The organism is Paraglaciecola aquimarina, from assembly GCF_032464635.1.
GTDB classification, from domain to species: Bacteria; Pseudomonadota; Gammaproteobacteria; order Enterobacterales; family Alteromonadaceae; genus Paraglaciecola; species Paraglaciecola aquimarina.
In genome coordinates this window covers 1,924,710-1,939,865 of record NZ_JAWDIO010000002.1, presented here as the reverse complement: position 1 = coordinate 1,939,865, position 15,156 = coordinate 1,924,710, and the positions used below count along the sequence as shown (strand labels likewise).

Annotated in this window: 11 protein-coding genes; 9 read left to right on the top strand and 2 right to left on the bottom strand. The window is 42.0% G+C overall.

Annotated features, from left to right (window positions below; translation table 11 throughout):
- Positions 1–76: 76 nt before the first annotated feature.
- A complete protein-coding gene (locus tag RS130_RS09820) occupies positions 77–3,484 on the bottom strand; it encodes a DUF7133 domain-containing protein (protein ID WP_316025808.1) in 3,408 nt (1,135 codons plus the stop codon).
- 401 nt (positions 3,485–3,885) lie between these two features.
- Here RS130_RS09820 and mutS point away from each other — a divergent pair, with 401 nt between their 5' ends.
- From mutS to RS130_RS09800, 4 genes are all read left to right on the top strand, one after another.
- The gene (gene mutS / locus RS130_RS09815; protein ID WP_316025807.1) at positions 3,886–6,513 is read left to right on the top strand and encodes a DNA mismatch repair protein MutS; all 2,628 of its coding nucleotides are present in this window, start codon (positions 3,886–3,888) and stop codon (positions 6,511–6,513) included.
- A gap of 112 nt (positions 6,514–6,625) precedes the next feature.
- Complete coding sequence (locus tag RS130_RS09810) at positions 6,626–6,949, top strand: hypothetical protein (RefSeq protein WP_316025806.1); 324 nt, start codon at positions 6,626–6,628, stop codon at positions 6,947–6,949.
- A 1-nt stretch (position 6,950) separates the two neighbouring features.
- Complete coding sequence (locus RS130_RS09805) at positions 6,951–7,970, top strand: hypothetical protein (RefSeq protein WP_316025805.1); 1,020 nt, start codon at positions 6,951–6,953, stop codon at positions 7,968–7,970.
- Entirely contained in the window at positions 7,970–8,383 is a 414-nt protein-coding gene (locus tag RS130_RS09800; RefSeq protein WP_316025804.1) for a hypothetical protein, read from the top strand. The genes RS130_RS09805 and RS130_RS09800 overlap by 1 nt, the downstream gene beginning before the upstream one ends.
- A 119-nt stretch (positions 8,384–8,502) precedes the next feature.
- Here the strand turns inward: RS130_RS09800 and RS130_RS09795 are convergent, their stop codons facing one another.
- Entirely contained in the window at positions 8,503–9,465 is a 963-nt protein-coding gene (locus RS130_RS09795) for a DMT family transporter (protein ID WP_316025803.1), read from the bottom strand.
- Positions 9,466–9,587: 122 nt separating this feature from the next.
- Here RS130_RS09795 and RS130_RS09790 point away from each other — a divergent pair, with 122 nt between their 5' ends.
- The 5 genes from RS130_RS09790 (at position 9,588) to RS130_RS09770 (ending at position 15,012) form a co-directional block, all read left to right on the top strand.
- On the top strand, positions 9,588–10,310 hold the full coding sequence (locus RS130_RS09790) for an aminotransferase class I/II-fold pyridoxal phosphate-dependent enzyme (protein WP_316025802.1): 723 nt from the start codon (positions 9,588–9,590) through the stop codon (positions 10,308–10,310).
- Positions 10,279–10,995, top strand: coding sequence for an aminotransferase-like domain-containing protein (locus tag RS130_RS09785; RefSeq protein ID WP_316025801.1), 717 nt, complete (start codon positions 10,279–10,281; stop codon positions 10,993–10,995). Before RS130_RS09790 ends, RS130_RS09785 begins: the two co-directional genes overlap by 32 nt.
- A gap of 204 nt (positions 10,996–11,199) precedes the next feature.
- On the top strand, positions 11,200–12,831 hold the full coding sequence (pyrG, locus tag RS130_RS09780) for a CTP synthase (protein WP_316025800.1): 1,632 nt from the start codon (positions 11,200–11,202) through the stop codon (positions 12,829–12,831).
- Between the two features lie 66 nt (positions 12,832–12,897).
- Entirely contained in the window at positions 12,898–14,196 is a 1,299-nt protein-coding gene (eno, locus tag RS130_RS09775; protein ID WP_316025799.1) for a phosphopyruvate hydratase, read from the top strand.
- 171 nt (positions 14,197–14,367) lie between these two features.
- A complete protein-coding gene (locus RS130_RS09770) occupies positions 14,368–15,012 on the top strand; it encodes a hypothetical protein (protein WP_316025798.1) in 645 nt (214 codons plus the stop codon).
- Positions 15,013–15,156: the final 144 nt, after the last annotated feature.

Here is a 15,156-nt window from a genome sequence, read left to right as displayed (position 1 = left end):
TCCGTAAAAAACAGATCGCGATCAGCATGGCCTAGTAGCCTACAACTACGTGACCGCTATCCAGTATTTATCAAGATTAATGACCTTTTTCAGCTTGAGTATTCTTACCTTGCAGTGTTTTCAAGTAAGCAACCAAATGGCGTATTTTCTCTTTACCTAAGATGTGATTCATTGGGGGCATACCCGACATAGCATTTTTTAACGATTTGATGTTTTTCCTTTGATAAACTTTTATTACATTATCTCGACCCTGCTCTAAAGTAATTGTGTCACGGTCTTCAACCATCACCTTACCAATTTGCAGTTCGCCAGAATGCAGCTCTAAGGTAACGGTGCCAAAACCAGGGGCAATCACAGCGCTGGGATCAACCAGCGCTTGAAGAATGTACTGCCCATTATGTGTTGCACCTATAGCGCCCAAATTAGGTCCAACCCACGAGGAACCTCTATTTTCAACTCTATGGCAACGAACACACTGTGCAGCACCATCATTGAAGAAAATAGCTTCTCCTTCTCGAGGGTCACCGCCTGCCGCTGTACTAGCAAATTGAGCCAATACATCTTGAGTCGATAATTGCTCTTGATATTGGGAAATTCTAGTTTTGACTCGAGGATCTAGGTTGCGCTCTGCCGCTTGAATTAACTCCAGCATCACATCCGCAACTACATCGCCTTGTTTAAGTTTGTTCAACAGCCGCAAAATAATCTCATTAACATGATCCGGAGGGTTATCCGTTAGTATATTTAGTGCAGCCTTTTGCTGATTTACTGTACCCGTTGTTAGAAAGTTCTCTACTAAATTAATACTCGCCCCATGATCTAGTTGCGAAACAATACTTAGCGCCTTATTAATAACCAAGAAGTCTGAGTCGTTAAGCACTTGTTTCACTATAGATAAAGTAGTCTCGTCCTTACGTTTGACAAGGGTATCCATCGCCTGCATACGAATAGGGGTGTTGGCCTCAGCGTCTACCACAATATTTCCAAGTAGTACTGAATCAATATGGTAACTAACCTCGCTGGCTAAACGCATACTCTGTACCAGCCCATGACCTTTTGTAGTCGCAATGAGCTTAGGTAAATACTGCGTAACTAAGTCTTGGATATTGGCGCGATTGTAATCTGCGGTTGTGGGTAGCCCTGTTACAGTATCAATTGGGTTAATCTCATGCCACCCTTCTATAGCTGCTAACGCTTCCGCAGCCAATCTATCATGTAACCCTGGTGTCGCTGCGTACTCAAGCAATCTTTGGGCGCTGTCGCGATCACCTAAATTAAAGTTGGCGTTAATAATTCGATGATGCATATAACGTTCAGCATCTGAGTTTTGCTGGCGAGAAGCAGACAACACCTTAGCGACTTGGGGCCGTAAACTTGTCAAACCTGTGTCGACTATTGCCATCACGGCTTCATCAACGATACCCAGCTCAGAGTCTCGTAGAAAAATAGCTAATTCAGTCGCTTTAAGTTGACGTAGAGCTAACAGTAAGCCCATGCGCACATGTTTTGATGAATGCTTTTTATGCTGCAACCAACTTTCTTTATCGATACCTGCTAATGCCATGACCAAACTATGGCGTAGCCACAAATCGTTATCTTGTATCTGCATAAGTTTACGAATAATGCTGGGTACTGCTGCAGTACTGTTAATCTTCCCTAAAGCAAAGGCTGCGTACATAGAGGCTTGGTCATTATTTTCATCAAGGACTTTAATTAACGATGGTTCTGCAAACTTCACTGCATGATCAGCAAAAACCCGTGCAGTCTGAATTCGTACTTGTTGATTTTCATCTTCTAGTAAAGGAAGCAACTTTCTAAGGGTATTGTTACTATGTTTTAACTCAAAAATCTGCTGACTTAGCCCCCAAATACTGTGGATCCGACTATAAGTATCTTGCTGAGGATCTAAAGCTAATTGATAAAAACTATTTTGGCCTAGCTTACCTCTTTTAGCCAAAGCAAATTGTGCCCGTTGACGTACACTCAAATGATCAACTGCCAATAACTCGGTCAATTCTTGAACAGACCTATCTGCAAAATTGGAGGTTAACAGCTGTTTATACCGAGTTCGTTTCGCTTTTTGTTGCTTTGACTCTTCTATTGGCGCTAGGGTAAATATTGAGCCTTCGTTCGCTGGTTTCCAACCTCCATAATTATACTCACTTAGATATAAGCGCCCATCAGGTCCAAACTCCAAATCCGTAACATTACTACCTTTAAAAACGGTTTTTTGCTCAATTGCTAGAAACGAAGCGCCATTTTGACTGGTCTTGAAAGTAGAAATATAACCATTAGAAGGTGTGCCCGAATAATGGGCAATAAAAAACACATTTCGCCAGCTTTCGCCTAAGTTATCAGTAGGGTTATAGGTAATACCCGACGGCCCAGTAAATAACTTGCCAATCCCAGGCAACATAAAAGCAGGTTGATCTTGGTTTCGAGGAATCGACATCTTATTGACTAACCAAGACACTGGCACATCAGGAATTCCCGTGTATTTCAGGGAACGTAAATCCAACTTTTTACTGGCACTCATAATGCTTTGATGTCCCGCATGCCATCCCGAATCTCCTCCTTCAATAGCGTGAACTATGCGTTCGTTGTCACCTTTATCACCATCATTGTCGGCAGTAAATAAATTACCATACTCGTCAAACACTAGTTCTTGAGGATTCCGTAAACCATGATAAAACACTTCAATATTTGAACCGTCAGCATTAGAACGAAAAATAGCTCCTCGACTTGGACCTGATAAGACTGTTCCTTCTCTTGTTTCAAGATGATAGCCCCGATCTCCTATCGACCAATACAAACGGCCATCAGGTCCCCACGCAAGCCCATGCAAGTCGTGCCCAATAAAACTAACCCGCGTACCAAAACCATATTGCAGTGAAGTACGTTCGTCAGAAACACCATCATTATTTTTGTCTTCTAGCTGCCAAAGATGGGGTATGTTGGTGTAATACACTTTACCGTCACGTGTAATTACGCCAGATCCCAAACCATCTAGAGGCTGATTGAAATCATCAGCAAATAAGCTGGTTGTATCAGCAATACCATCACTATTGCCATCACTCACTAAACGGATTTTATCTGAGAAATCAGTATAAAATTTATCTGGCCACTTACGTTGAAAAAGTGGCGACTTATACATTTTCAAGCGATCTTCCATTGTCACAATAGAAATATCTCGAACTGACATATCTTGAGACATAGAGCGAATATCAGCCACGCCTCGATTCACTCGTTCTATCTCAGCGATAAACATGCGACCTTGTTCATCAAAACTAAAAAAGGCTGGATTCTGGGTTAATGTTTCATCAGCCCAAACATCTGCTTTTAGTCCATCAGGCAAAGTCAAATATTTTAATCGCTGCTCTGCTGCTAAACGGACATCGCTTTTGCCCTGTGCTAATAACGGACAAGACACTAAGCAAATAAATAAACTCATTTGCAGCACAATTGGATAGATTATTTTATTCATTAATTCGCCAATTTACAGTTTTAACAAAAGGGAACGAAATATCAACGTTTACATCGACATGTCTATTATCAATGCAAAATCATAATGCCACAACACTGTAAACAACTCCACAATAAATATTAACGTTTACATTTAATACACTAGACTAGATAAGCTATCGAGATTTACTTCGACCATAAAATAACGACTCTTGATAGAATTTATCTTACTAAAATAACAGTAACCCAGTATGATTTTACTCACCAAGCAAGCTTCTATGTGCTATTTACGTAACTAAAATACCAGAGTGGGGTTTTCTAAGGGCTAAGACTGAGTCAATTTTTGTAAATTCTCCCAAGACTTCGCTAACAAAATCAGCCAAAATACGGGCCAGAAATTTAGTTATTAGAAATAGTCGTCAAATGCCATCAAAAAACACCCAAGCGTCACCCTCTGTCAGCCCTGCTTTGCAATCTCACACTCCAATGATGCAGCAGTATTTAACTATAAAGGCTGAACACCCCGATATTTTATTGTTTTACCGTATGGGTGATTTTTACGAACTATTCTTTGATGATGCGAAAAAAGCTGCTGAGCTTTTAGATATCTCTCTCACTGCCCGTGGTAAATCAGGTGGTAACGCCATTCCCATGGCTGGCGTGCCTTATCATGCAGTAGAAAACTACCTCGCCCGCTTAGTGAAAATGGGCCAGTCAGTAGCGATTGTTGAACAAGTGGGCGATCCTGCCACCAGCAAAGGGCCAGTAGAAAGAAAAGTACAGCGAATCGTGACTCCAGGCACAGTGTCAGACGAAGCGTTACTCGAAGACAAGCAAGACAACATTTTGGCTGCGGTGGTAAGCATTAAGCAGCAAAGTAAGGTGTATTTTGGCTATGCGACATTAGACGTCAGTACCGGGCGATTTGCCCTATGTGAACCACAAGATATCGAAGCCTTAGCCGCCGAAATTCAGCGAACAGAGCCAGCCGAACTGTTATATCCAGAAGACTTTGAGTTTTTTCATTTGATAGAGCAACGAAAAGGCCTGCGCCGACGTCCGCAATGGGAATATGATTTTGATACGGCCAGCACTCAACTGAATCAACAATTTGGCACTAAGGAACTCAATGGTTTTGGTGTTGCTAATAGTAAAATAGGCATTTGTGCAGCGGGTTGTGTCATGCAGTACGTAAAAGACACTCAAAGAAGCGCCCTGCCTCACATTCGCAGTATTGTACTCGAGACCGAAAGCGACACAGTGTTAATGGACGCTGCCACAAGGCGCAATTTAGAGCTGACCCAAAACTTAGCCGGAGGTAAAGAGCACACCTTAGCCAGTGTGTTAGACAAAACCTCTACGCCTATGGGCAGTCGATTATTACAAAGATGGTTACATCGCCCACTAACGAACACTAAAATACTAAAACAAAGGCAAGTTAACATTCAGTCTTTGCTAAATAGTGATTACCCACAATTGCAGAGTTCACTTAAACAAGTGGGTGATATGCAACGAGTATTAGCCCGTTTAGCTTTACGTTCCGCTCGTCCTCGCGATTTTGCAAGGTTAAGACAGGCTTTTAAATTACTGCCAGAAATTCAAGCATTTGTTACCGACCAGTCAGCAGATTCGGCCAATACTGGCTTAATGCAATTGGCTAACGATATAAGTCAGTTTCCGGCTTTTGCTGACTTACTAGAACGTGCCATTGAAGAAACCCCACCGGTTTTAATTCGTGATGGTGGCGTGATCAAAACTGGCTATAACGCTGAGTTAGACGAATTACGGGCCCTATCCAAAGGTGCAACCGATTATATAGATGAGTTAGAACAAAGAGAGAAGGAGCGTACAGGCATATCCACTTTAAAGGTTGGCTACAACCGAGTACATGGATTTTTCATCGAAGTGGGTCGCAACTATGCCGACCAAGTGCCCGCCGAATATGTTCGTAGGCAAACCCTCAAGAACAATGAACGTTACATTATCCAAGAGTTAAAAGAGCACGAAGACAAAGTGCTCACCAGCCAAAGTAAATCGCTGGCCCTAGAAAAACGCTTGTACGAAGAATTGTTCGATATTTTACTACCCGAGCTATCACGTTTAATGCTCAGTGCCGATTCCTTAGCCGAACTGGATGTATTAACCAATTTAGCCGAACGGGCCGAAACCTTAGATTATCACTGCCCTGAACTTAGCGAACAGCCGGGCATTCACTTTGGTCAAGGTCGTCACCCTGTGGTCGAACACGTTATGAAAAGCCCATTCATTGCCAATCCGATTGCGGTCAACCCAAGCAGACGCATGTTGATTATAACCGGCCCCAACATGGGCGGTAAATCTACTTATATGCGGCAAACTGCTTTGATCGTTTTGATGGCCTACATTGGCAGCTTTATTCCAGCAGAGAATGCCCAAATCGGGCCTATCGATCGTATTTTCACGCGCATTGGTGCATCTGATGATTTAGCCTCTGGCCGTTCTACCTTTATGGTTGAGATGACCGAAACTGCCAATATTCTGAATAATGCCACCGCAAATAGTTTAGTGTTAATGGATGAAATAGGCCGTGGCACCAGTACTTACGACGGCTTATCCTTAGCATGGGCCTGTGCAGAATACCTCGCGCAAAAACTGCAATCTTATACCTTATTTGCCACCCACTACTTTGAGCTAACCCAGCTAGCAGAGACCTTACCAGAATTAGCTAACGTACATTTAGATGCTGTTGAGCACCAAGAAACCATTCGCTTTATGCATGCAGTACAAGAAGGTGCAGCCAATCGCAGTTACGGTTTGCAAGTTGCACAGTTGGCCGGTGTCCCAAGAATTGTAATCCAACAAGCCAAATATAAACTCGCCGAACTCGAAAACCAACCCAGTCCCACACCACAACCGATGCCACAGCAAGAGCAACAACTAGATTTGCTAGATGCAGTAGATGAATTGAGAATAAAACTAAAACAAATCGATCCCGATGAGCTAACTCCCAAACAAGCTTTAGAGCAGTTATATCAGCTAAAGTTATTAGCCACAAAAGACCACGACAATTAGATACGATCTGAGTAATCCTATATCAAAAATGATTGGTTTTAGTTAAAAGTTAGCCATTTCCTTTTAAGCTGCTATTTTTTAAAAATAACAGAGCAAACAAAGGGTATGCCTAATGAAAATGATCATCTGGACGGCTGTTGGGGTCTTGTTGTTGAGCCCTCATACAGCCTTGGCTGGTAAAATTTATGGTGCAATTCAGTTTAATGGCAAAGCCGTGGCAAAGAATTCCAGCATCAAAATTACATGTAGTGGTAGTTCTTTCTCAGGCGCTATTCAGGATTATGGCCGTTATAGTATCAATGTATCCAAAGAGGGCCCCTGTACCCTCAGTCTACAAATAAAAGGCCAAGCTTCAGCTGCTATTCAAATCGTCTCCTACGCAGCCCCCACTCGGTACAATTTTAAATATACTGCAAAGAAACTAGTGAGAATTTAAAATGTCCGAAATAGAAACTAAAAAAGGCCGAGACAAGTGGGATAAAATAGACATTTTATTAAAACCTTTAGGTGGGCTATTTACTGGACTTGCTTTAGCCGCAGTAGGGTATTTCACCACCAATATTATTGAGCGACAACAAGCGGAAGAAACTAATCGTCGGTTATATACAGAAATAATGAGCAGCCGAGAAAAGGCAGACAGCGATTTACGCAAAGAAATGTTTAACTCTATTATCAAAGCATTTCTCGACCCAGAAAAAGCCTCGTTAGACGAGAAAGTATTGGCCCTAGAATTACTAGCCTATAACTTTCACGACATTATCGACCTTAGCCCATTGTTCAAACATATCGCCAAAAAGATTGATACACTTAGCCTGTCAGAGCTCAACAGAGAACTAGCACATGCAGACGAAAAAGACGCCGTTCTAAACCAAGCAGAAACCTCAGGTGTTAACCTCAAAAAATACACAACTACAGATTTAAGTGAATACAAACTAAACTTACTCGAACAGCTGAAAAGAGTAGCCGCAGAGGTCATTGACAAACAATTAGCGTCGTTAGCTGATGGCGGGATATTACAGAAATTCACCTTAGATTTTGACGATATTAAGGATAATTCCCAATCTTTTGATGAATTAATTTTACCCATTCGTTCAGACATGCCAAACAGTGAAGAGCAGCGATATATCTTTGTAGAAGTGCTACACAGTTACCCTGAAACATCAGAGGTAAAAGTACGTCTAGAAACAGGTTCTCCCGATAATCGTTTTGATCCAGAGATAGATTTAGTCTTTAAGGTCGGCTTTTTTGACTTTCCATTAATCGACAATTCTCGTTTATCTCACGCACAACGTATCGCTATTGTACTCACTAGGTGGTCAGAATACGGCGCAGAACTAGCATTGATTTACTTTCCTGGCTCCCGAGCTGGCATGAAGGAAAAACCATATTACGATGAAGTAATAGCTGAATTGCAAAATAGCAAGCGAAAACTCATTAACTCGGAGATAGGATATTAATGTCGATAGCTAGAATTCTCATTTGGATTAGCCTTGGCTTAAGCACTTGCCGCTTGAGTTATGCCCAACAAGAAACCAAGCTCGAAGAAGAACTTGAGCCAGCCACGCTAACCAAAGACCTAATAGAGCCTGTCGCCGTAATTGAAGAAACAGAACTGACCATTAGTGTACAAAAAGCGGACGACGAGCTCAGCCCTGTAGCCAATGCCAAAATTATTGTGACTTATGCGGACGGCCAAGAATTCGAGCGACAAACAAGTCAATTAGGTGTTGCGGTATTAAAAGGTTTACCTTTTGGCACCGCTGATATCGATGTCATTGCCACCGGCTTAAAGTCTGGTGGCGGAACTGAGGTGTTAGATGCGCCTAACCAGTCTTTACGTTATATATTGAAATTCAGACATACTGATTGACCTCTTTTCCAAAATTTTCTCGCAATACCTGCGAAACCAATGGTCAAACTTGATGACCATTTTCTGCCAAACAATCCAGTTTTCCTTAACACGCAATGACCATCACTGACATGGCCGGACTATTCGCAATTGGATTTGGCGTTAGTATTATGTCTATCGCTAGATCGTTTATTTTGATTACCTAGTGCCACGATAAAAATGATCAAAATAGCAAACAACCAAATTTCATTATCCAAGGCCTCAGCAAACATCCAACTTGAAATCAATAATGAAAAAAATACCTGCAATAACTGCGTTTGACTGACCACTGCTATACCACCGATTGCCATAGCAGCGTTCCATATGAAAAAACCAAATAACTGGCTGACCACGGTTAAATACACAAAACCTCCCCAAATACCCAAGTCGATTTGGAATGGCTGGGCTGGAAATAGCAAAAACGCAGGCAACCAAAAAAACGGCATGGCGATAACCAGTGTCCAGCTAATAACTTGCCAGCCGGGCATTTCTTTAGACAACCTGCCACCAGTGGCATAACCAAAACCTGCAGTGAATACAGCCACCAATAAAAGTAAATCTGCCCATTGTGGCCCAGAAGTTTGTTGTGTAGCAGTAAAGGCAAACACTAAAACAGCAGCCAAAACAGCGAAAAACCAAAACTTTTTAGGCATCTGCTCTTTCGCTAAAACTGCACCCATTACCGCTGTTACTAAGGGCAGGATCCCCACCACAATAATGCCTCTAGAAGACTCAGTTAAACTCATCGCAATCGAAATACTCACCGGAAAACCAAAGGTGATCCCTAGCGCGCTTAAAGCCAACCACTTAAATTGATACCTAGTGGGACGAGACACACCTTTACCCCATAAAATGCCTGCGGCAAATATACCAGCAAAAGCGGTTCTGCCTAATCCCACAAACCATGGATCGAGTTGCTGTGTCACATATGCACTTAAAGGTAAGGTAAAACTGAATAACAACACCGCTATTGTGCCTAGCAATAGACCTTTAGTTTGCCCGCTCATAGATACGTTGCAGCGCATAAAAATTGGGCTAACCCATTGGTGTATCCAAAGTTGCATAATTTATTCTTCCATCGCTATCTTATTTAAACCGATAATAAAGCCACTGCAAAAACCATAACAGACTCAATTTTTTAAAAAAACCAGTACAATAAAAACCACAACGAATGAGGCATCCCCATATGGCATTCAAATACCAACAATTGGCTGAGTTAATACTGAGTGAAATAAACAGCGCCCACCTACAAGCGGGGCAGGCGTTACCGGCACTAAGAAAGTTTGCCAAACAGCACCAAGTAAGTTTGGCTACCGCCACTAAAACGTACGAGTGGTTGCAAAGTCAGGGCGTAATAGACGTTAAAGCTCAGTCTGGTTTTTATGTGAAAGCCCAACCCGCCATTCCCATGTTGAGTAAACCCAAATTGAAGTCGGTGTCGATTGAACATGATCAGTCAGACGTTATTTTTGAAATATTGCAAAATGCCCTAACCTACGACCAAATAGGGTTAAGCAATGGCTACCTAGATAGCTCGTTACGCCCATCCGCGGAATTGCGACGCTCTTTCAAACGAACGGCTAAGCAAGCAAGTCTGACGACTAACAGTTATGGTCATACTCAGGGCGAATTGAAACTGCGTCAAGCCATTGTCAATATCATGCAGCAACGGCAATGTTCTCTTAATTCAGAGCAAGTGATTGTTACCAATGGCTGCCTAGAAGCTGTCAATGTCGTATTGGCGCAAATTACCGAACGCGATGACACTGTCGCCATTCTAACCCCTTGTTACAGTGGTTTACTCACCGCTCTCAAACATGCCAAACGGCAGATTCTTGAGATACACTGTGGTGCTAATGGTCCCGACATGACCCACCTTGCAGAGTTATTCGACCAAGGCGCTTTTTAGCACCCTTATTTTTAGCGCCACCGCGAGTAACCCTATGGGTTTTACGTTGGAGACGCGAATAAAAAAGCAATTGGCTCAACTGGCCAAACAATACAAAGTCTACATTATCGAAGATGACACTTTTGGCAGTCTAGATTACAGTCAAACCCTTGCTGCGCCGGCATTCTCCTATGATCATGGAGGCTATATCGTATATTGTTCGTCGTTTTCGAAAGACCTTGCGCCCAATATGCGTTTAGGTTGGATAACATCTAAGCCGTTGTTACCACGCCTGATTCGTCATAAAGTCGCACTAAATATCACCTGCAACATTCCTTGCCAATTGGCGATGGCTGATTATTTATACTCGCAGAGTTATCCGGCGCATATACGTAAGTTAAGCCAAACCTTGCAGCAAAATATATTGCACTTGCAAAGCTGTGTACTGCAATGTTTTCCTGAAGGAACTCGTGTTTCGCAGCCACAGGGCGGATTTTTTCTATGGGTAGAGTTGCCAAATCAATTACAGGCAATCAACCTTTACAATTTGGCGGTCAGCGAAAACATCTGTTTTATGCCCGGACACACCTTTAGTATGTCCGGCCAATATGATCATTGTTTACGCTTGAGCATTAACCAAGTTTGGCACACAGGCTTACAACAGGCAGTACAGCGATTGGGAAAGCTAGCCAGCTCTTTTCTTTAATTTTGCTTTATTTGGGATTGATTCGTTTTTGGAATATACCTTAACCGAATATTTTAGACTCATTGACGCTTTTGAATTGTCTGTGACATAGATTTTGTCTATAATGCTGCGCCGTCTGGTAATGATTTTTATTGTCTATTAATTAGCCTAAAAATAGTATAAATCAATACAAAACTGTTCAACTCAAACGCCTTTAGGGTAATCATGACAAACTATATTTTCGTCACAGGTGGTGTGGTTTCATCACTTGGGAAAGGTATTGCTGCAGCCTCACTTGCGGCAATTTTAGAAGCTCGTGGCTTGAAAGTTACCATGCTCAAGCTTGACCCCTATATTAATGTTGATCCAGGTACGATGAGCCCTATTCAGCATGGTGAAGTATTTGTTACTGACGATGGCGCAGAAACAGATTTAGATTTAGGTCACTACGAACGTTTCATTCGTACCCGTATGACCAAGAAAAACAATTTCACCACTGGCCGAGTATACGAAGAAGTGCTTAAACGTGAACGCCGTGGTGATTATCTCGGTGCAACCATTCAGGTTATACCTCACATTACCAACGAAATTAAACGTCGCGTAATTGATGGTTCTGAAGGGGTTGACGTAGCGATCGTAGAAATCGGTGGCACAGTAGGCGACATTGAGTCTCAACCCTTTATTGAAGCAGTTCGCCAATTGGGAGTAGAAGTCGGTCGTAATCGAGCCATGTTTATGCACTTAACCTTAGTACCTTACTTGGCCGCTTCTGGCGAAGTGAAAACTAAACCCACCCAGCACTCGGTCAAAGAGTTGCGCTCGGTTGGGGTGCAACCAGATATTTTGGTTTGCCGCTCTGAGGTGCCATTACCTTCAAACGAACGTTCAAAAATAGCATTATTTACCAATGTGGTAGACAAAGCCGTAATTTCATTACGGGATGTCGATAGCATCTATAGAATTCCAGCAATGTTAAAAGCCCAAGGGCTAGATGAATTAGTAGTTGAACGCTTTGGCTTAGCCTGCCCAGAAGCAGACCTAACCGAGTGGGAACAAGTTCTGTATGCTGAATCTAACCCTACTAGCGAAATTACCATTGGCATGATTGGAAAATATGTTGAATTGCCTGATGCATATAAGTCAGTTAATGAAGCACTCAAACATGCGGGCTTAAAAAATCGACTGGCGATCAACATCAAGCACATTGATTCTCAAGATATTGAAAGTAAAGGCGAGCAAGTACTACAAAACCTAGATGCAATCTTAGTTGCAGGCGGATTTGGCGAGCGTGGCATTGAAGGTAAAATTGCCACGGCCAAGTATGCTCGTGAAAACAACATACCTTATTTAGGTATTTGTTTAGGTATGCAAGTTGCGCTAATTGAATATGCCCGTAATGTAGTTGGCATGGAAAACGCGAACAGCACAGAGTTTGATCCTGACACACCTTATCCTGTTGTAGGGTTAATAACCGAATGGTTAGATGCAGATGGCTCTAAAGAGTCTCGTAGCGAAAACTCTGACTTAGGTGGCACCATGCGTGTGGGAAGCCAGTTGTGTCACTTAGTTTATGGTAGTAAAGTACATGACCTATACGGTTCAAATGAAATTTATGAGCGCCATAGACATAGATATGAAGTAAACAACAACTTACGTGAACAAATTGAAACAGCCGGTTTAAAAGTTACTGGCCTATCAACTGACAAACGTTTAGTTGAAGTAATCGAATTGCCCGACCATCCTTGGTTTGTCGCGGGTCAATTTCACCCAGAATTCAACTCTACACCTCGTGACGGACACCCTCTTTTCGAAGGGTTTGTGAAAGCTGCGGGAGAATACTTTAAGCAAAATAATTAGAAATTATAATTAAAAGAACGGTGGGTCAAAGACCCTTTAACTTTTAATCAATTTAAGGTCACAAGAATGTCAAATATCAGTAAAATTATTGCTCGCGAAATCATGGATTCTCGTGGTAACCCAACTGTAGAAGCAGATGTATATTTAGAGTCTGGTGTATGGGGCCGTGCTGCTGCTCCATCAGGTGCATCAACAGGTTCTCGCGAAGCGTTAGAATTACGCGATGGCGATAAAACCCGTTATTTAGGTAAAGGGGTTTTGAAAGCCGTTGCCGCAATCAATGACAACATCGCTCCTGCATTAGTTGGTAAAGATGCCCTTGCACAAGCTGAAATCGATCAAATCATGATCGACTTAGATGGCACTGAAAACAAAGAAAAATTCGGTGCGAATGCGATTTTAGCGGTTTCTTTAGCGGTAGCTAAAGCAGCAGCAAATGCCAAAGGCGTACAATTATTTGAACACATTGCTGACCTAAACGGCACGCCAGGTGTTTATTCTTTGCCATTGCCAATGATGAACATCATCAACGGTGGTGAACATGCTGACAACAACGTTGATATCCAAGAGTTCATGATTCAACCTGTTGGTGCGAAAAGCTTTAAAGAAGCTTTACGTATGGGTGCTGAGATTTTCCACGCACTTAAAAAAGTACTGTCTGCAAAAGGCCTTAACACTGCTGTTGGCGATGAAGGTGGTTTCGCTCCAGATTTAGCATCGAACGCTGATGCATTAGCTGTAATCAAAGAAGCGGTTGCGGCGGCAGGTTATGAGCTAGGTTCAGATGTAACTTTAGCTATGGATTGCGCAGCCTCTGAGTTCTACAACAAAGAAACAGCAATTTATGACCTTAAAGGCGAAGGCAAGCAATTTACCGCTAACGAATTCTCTGATTTCTTAGCAACACTTTGTGATCAATACCCAATTGTTTCAATTGAAGATGGCTTAGACGAGTCAGATTGGGACGGTTTTGCTTACCAAACTAAATTACTAGGTGACAGAGTTCAAATCGTAGGTGATGACTTGTTCGTTACCAACACTAAGATTTTAGCCCGCGGTATTGAAAACGGTATTGGTAACTCTATCTTAATCAAGTTTAACCAAATCGGTTCTTTAACTGAAACATTAGCTGCTATCAAAATGGCTAAAGATGCTGGTTTTACTGCTGTTATCTCTCACCGTTCAGGTGAAACTGAAGACGCGACTATCGCTGATTTAGCGGTAGGTACAGCTGCAGGTCAAATCAAGACTGGCTCTTTGTGTCGTTCTGATCGTGTATCTAAGTACAATCAATTATTACGTATTGAAGAATTCTTAGGTGATAAAGCAGTTTTTAACGGTTTATCAGAAGTTAAAGGTCAGTAATTAAATTCGGTGAACCTGACTTTAATAAGTAGCAGATAGTGTTCTTTGTATAATATTAACTGCAACTTAACGATTTTGAGTATAAAATGGTCGGCTAACGCTGGCCATTTTTGATTTAGCTACCGTTTAATTAATCACTTTCGTAATGTTCAGGTAACATAAATTTACACAATGCTGATCCCCTCATCTAAACAGGTAGACATTTTTTCTGACGACCAACGTCAGCTGCATTTTGCGGAACTTTGTAATGCTTTATATGAAAGAGAGCTCGCGAACTTATCTCAACAAAAAATCAGTAATATCAGTTTGTTACAACGTAAACTAGGTGGATTAAAACACCATATAAAACGCGCCGCCGATAGCCTGTTACAGAAAGAATCTCCTTTACAAATCGACATCCATAATGCCAGTTGGCAAGGCAAACAAGCCGCAAAATGTATGGCAGACAAAGCCGACCCAGACAAAACTGAACAATGGTTTATCGACAATAGTCAATTGGGACGATGTATTGCCATACATGTAGACACCTTAGGTGCGGAACATATTGAGTTAGACTCAATCGACAGAATAGACCGAGAAAACGCCAAACTCCACGCTAATAAATTTGGCTGGTTCGCCTTTGACGGCACCTTCGTCGAAGACTCCATTCGTCAAGCAGATGTACTTAACCTTAAGCTCCTCAAACCCAACAAAACAGTATTTACCGCAGCGTGTTGCGGACATAATTGGAATCACAAAGGTAAAAGCCAACCCAAAGCACTATCGTTGAGAGAGTTAATGCTATCTTTATCAATAAACTGGAAAACATTTAAATAATAGCCCCATCCCCCTCTATTTAAGACACCCATAATAGAATCTCCCTATTGAGGCACCCATAACAAAATCGAGCTTTAAACCATCTCAGGTCCCGCTTTTCTAATCCATTCGGTTTAAATTATGCTTAAAACAACTAAATTGACG

What these genes read in the sequence shown, in the direction of transcription:
- RS130_RS09820 (WP_316025808.1), bottom strand. Translation starts at nt 3,484, where the DNA reads ATGAATAAAATAATCTATCCAATTGTGCTGCAAATGAGTTTATTTATT.
- mutS (WP_316025807.1), top strand. Translation starts at nt 3,886, where the DNA reads ATGCCATCAAAAAACACCCAAGCGTCACCCTCTGTCAGCCCTGCTTTG.
- RS130_RS09810 (WP_316025806.1), top strand. Translation starts at nt 6,626, where the DNA reads ATGAAAATGATCATCTGGACGGCTGTTGGGGTCTTGTTGTTGAGCCCT.
- RS130_RS09805 (WP_316025805.1), top strand. Translation starts at nt 6,951, where the DNA reads ATGTCCGAAATAGAAACTAAAAAAGGCCGAGACAAGTGGGATAAAATA.
- RS130_RS09800 (WP_316025804.1), top strand. Translation starts at nt 7,970, where the DNA reads ATGTCGATAGCTAGAATTCTCATTTGGATTAGCCTTGGCTTAAGCACT.
- RS130_RS09795 (WP_316025803.1), bottom strand. Translation starts at nt 9,465, where the DNA reads ATGCAACTTTGGATACACCAATGGGTTAGCCCAATTTTTATGCGCTGC.
- RS130_RS09790 (WP_316025802.1), top strand. Translation starts at nt 9,588, where the DNA reads ATGGCATTCAAATACCAACAATTGGCTGAGTTAATACTGAGTGAAATA.
- pyrG (WP_316025800.1), top strand. Translation starts at nt 11,200, where the DNA reads ATGACAAACTATATTTTCGTCACAGGTGGTGTGGTTTCATCACTTGGG.
- eno (WP_316025799.1), top strand. Translation starts at nt 12,898, where the DNA reads ATGTCAAATATCAGTAAAATTATTGCTCGCGAAATCATGGATTCTCGT.
- RS130_RS09770 (WP_316025798.1), top strand. Translation starts at nt 14,368, where the DNA reads ATGCTGATCCCCTCATCTAAACAGGTAGACATTTTTTCTGACGACCAA.